5 protein-coding genes and 1 pseudogene are annotated in these 3105 nt (G+C 45.9%); all 6 read right to left on the bottom strand.

Features of this window, described 5'->3' with window-relative positions; all coding sequences use genetic code 11:
* A partial coding sequence (locus Xhom_RS12330; RefSeq protein WP_244590785.1) for a ParD-like family protein occupies window positions 1-147 on the bottom strand: 147 nt, incomplete at its 3' end.
* 237 nt (window positions 148-384) lie between these two features.
* On the bottom strand, window positions 385-699 hold the full coding sequence (locus Xhom_RS12335; protein WP_069315409.1) for a hypothetical protein: 315 nt from the start codon (window positions 697-699) through the stop codon (window positions 385-387).
* A 144-nt stretch (window positions 700-843) separates the two neighbouring features.
* A complete protein-coding gene (locus Xhom_RS12340; RefSeq protein WP_069315408.1) occupies window positions 844-1680 on the bottom strand; it encodes an antitermination protein in 837 nt (278 codons plus the stop codon).
* A gap of 198 nt (window positions 1681-1878) precedes the next feature.
* Window positions 1879-2237, bottom strand: a pseudogene (locus Xhom_RS12350) (RusA family crossover junction endodeoxyribonuclease).
* A gap of 1 nt (window position 2238) precedes the next feature.
* A complete protein-coding gene (locus Xhom_RS12355) occupies window positions 2239-2523 on the bottom strand; it encodes a DUF1364 domain-containing protein (RefSeq protein ID WP_071933830.1) in 285 nt (94 codons plus the stop codon).
* Complete coding sequence (locus Xhom_RS12360; RefSeq protein WP_232326247.1) at window positions 2459-3001, bottom strand: HNH endonuclease; 543 nt, start codon at window positions 2999-3001, stop codon at window positions 2459-2461. Before Xhom_RS12360 ends, Xhom_RS12355 begins: the two co-directional genes overlap by 65 nt.
* Window positions 3002-3105: the final 104 nt, after the last annotated feature.

Below are 3105 nucleotides of genomic sequence, written 5' to 3' on the forward strand. Positions count from 1 at the left end.
GGAGTATGGCAAATCTGGGTTATCTTCGGCGATGCGACCTATTTTTGCCCAATGCTCGATTTGCTTTGGCACACTCCTGCTTGACGCTTCTGCGTGGATCTTTACATCACTCACGAAGTCATCATCTAAACGGATACTAATAGCCATTTGCGTAGTCTCTCTCGGGATTTATATTACATGCGGTGCGAAACGCATACGCCTTCGGAAGCGCACTTATAATATGCACCATTTTGTCTAATTATGCAATCTTTTGTCGCGTTAAATGATTGTATGGTTGCGCGATATGCCAGAACCACTTGAATTTGTTCCGATATAGGAATTCCGATAACGAGAACTTGAACTACCAAAAGATATTTGGTAATTGGATTTACTACGGGTGGAATGTTATTTCCCGTTCAGCATCTTTCTTGCTGCCCAGTAACGATCATGTTCTTCCGGTGTCGCGCTCTGGTCTTCGAAGGCATCGCCGATTTTCAAGCCATCCGGCAAAAGTGCCCAGGCGACATAAAAGTACCGAGGTTCAAATTCCTCACCTATCCATCGGTAGATACCGCTGTATTCTCCATCCCAGAAGTTGACATACCCAATGTGCCAGCCATCGCAAGGATTCAAGACCAGCACCTCTTTACCATTCATATCCGGCGTGGGTTGTTCAGATGCAGGACGGATAACTAAAGATTCGGTGATTGGTGCAGACATTCATTCCCCCAGAAAGCAAAAAACCCCGCCGAGGCGAGGTCTTAAAATTCTTCTTTGATTCAACGAGAGACAATAACCCATCGTTAGAGCAATGATGGGCTATTTTCGCCACTCTGTCAATATCATTTATCTACTGTTTAATATTTATGTGGAAATAATTTCTCTTTTTGTTAGTTCTTCTAGAACGTTATCAGCGTTCAATTCTTCACTGAAACATTCCTGAATCAGTTCTTCATAGAACGGCTTAAAGTTTCTTCTCCATGTGGTCTCAGGCAGCTCCACCACCTCATTACAAATGGCCCGTCTGACATCCTCGGCTGGCAATCGAGAATATCCCCGTCCTGAACATTTAGGACATCGTTTGTAGACCGGAATACCAATTAACTCCGTCTGTTCTTTATTCAAAACTTCCCCTCGACCATTGCAACGGCATGAATGGCTGACCACCGCTTTACCTTTACATGTGGAACAGGCCACCCTCACAATCTCTCTGCGTTCACGGAATTTTTCGTATGACGATGGGGTGATCTTTACGCCCATACTTAAATTTGCCTTAACCAGCCTTTTTTCCATCCACGGGGTGTATGCCTTTGTAGTAAACACCTCTGCTTCGATAAACCCGTCATCACAATCTGAACACGCCTTCTTACTGGCTGCACTCCTTGCATAATCCTGAAAGGCATAATTTGCGAGTATTTGCAGCACATTTTCCCTAATATCGTCATCGAGTTTTGCGATTGCAGGGTGCTTGTGAACCTGCGTCAGTGCATACTGGTAGAGACTCTCCACTGCTTCATCGGGTTTATTGATCCCCTGTTTCGCCAAAAACAGTTCAATCCCCATCCTCGCCTGAGCGGACGCCAATCCCAGCGAGGCCATGACATCGGTAATTGAAAATGAATCAGTAGCGGTTGCGGCTGGAGAGTCACTAAACATAGCGCTCTTGGGAGAAAAATACTTGGGTAGTGATTCTAAATTCATCCTATTTTATCCCCGGCAATACTGTGTGAACCCTGTCGTGACGTGTCGAATACATCACCCTCAATTGTTTTCTCATAACCCATTGTTCAGTGAGAACGGCCAGATCTCCGGTGTTTCGCTGAACAACAGCAAATGGTCGTCCCGTTTCTCTACATCGATATCTGGCCTCCTCAACGGATGCGGCTAGGTCGGTGAAGATCATGTCTCCAGCTCCCATATCTGGATATCCAGACAGCCACCCTTAACCCGTTCGCCGCGTTTGATGCTCATATAATCAACCTGATTGTCATCAGCCCAGAATCCAGCATGAGTCAGCGAGTCGAAAACCGCTTTAGGCAGGTTATCGAGGTCTCTCTGTCGTCTGTCTGGGGGATTGGCAACTATTTTGATTTTGATGCGGGATTGGGTATTGATACTGAGGTTTTGCTGCTGAATGATGTTGCTGATTTGCTGTCGGTAGTTAATGCCTTTCTCTGATATGTAGTGCCCCATCTTGAGTGTTTCCAATAGTGATTAACTGTCGGAGGCCACGGCAATTTTAAATTGTAGGTTTTCACGTCAAATCTTACCCTCCGATAGCAATATTGATTGCGTCCTGATTACACCCTCTAAGTGAGCCATGTGTGCATAGTCGGTCTCTGTCAGCCTCGTTCTGCGGTCTATTTCATCGTGACAACACGAACACGCCCATGCCCCAAACAGATCATTGGGTTTCATCCCCATGCCACAAATGCCAGCCATCCGGTAATGAGCCAGAACTACCGTTTCGCTGTTACCGTTACAGATGCCCGGTATTCTGACCTGACATTCTCGACCCCGCGCTTCTTTGCGTAGATTTGCCATTCTCCATTTCCCCATATTTCTCAAACCAGAACACTATCGGCGTGGTATCTAATTTCAATATGCCGAGCCGCTGGCCTGTTCTCAGGCATTGTGTTCTGTTGATTGAATTTTGTAATTCTCTGGTTATTGCTGACCGAAATGTTTCAATGTCTGCACTGTGTTTATAAATATTGCAGCTACGGCAGGATGGAATCATATTTTCAATGGTGTCGTTCTCTGGATAGTGGCATTGACCAGCCCCGTATCTCATAATCGGTTCTGCATGGTCAGCGTGCCAGCCTGTCGCGGGTAATTCGTGTCCACAATATGCACAGCGACCCCCGAATTTTTCCCTGATAACCGCTCGCTGCTTTTTGGTTAATTTCAGCGGCGGTTTCTTGGGTTGCTCGACGTGAGGTTTATTAGGTTGTATTAACTTGTGAGAGTGCTCTATCCACTTATTCATTGCATCCAGCATGTTTAGTTTTGCCTTTGCCATCTATCCCCCCAACACCAGTCCCATAATCAGCATTGACGCTGCCCAAATTCCGATGAATATGAGGTATTTCATTTGATTTGCTCCACATGCAGCCCATGGCCAAA

The sequence above is a fragment of the Xenorhabdus hominickii genome (genome assembly GCF_002632725.1).
Taxonomy (GTDB): domain Bacteria; phylum Pseudomonadota; class Gammaproteobacteria; order Enterobacterales; family Enterobacteriaceae; genus Xenorhabdus; species Xenorhabdus hominickii.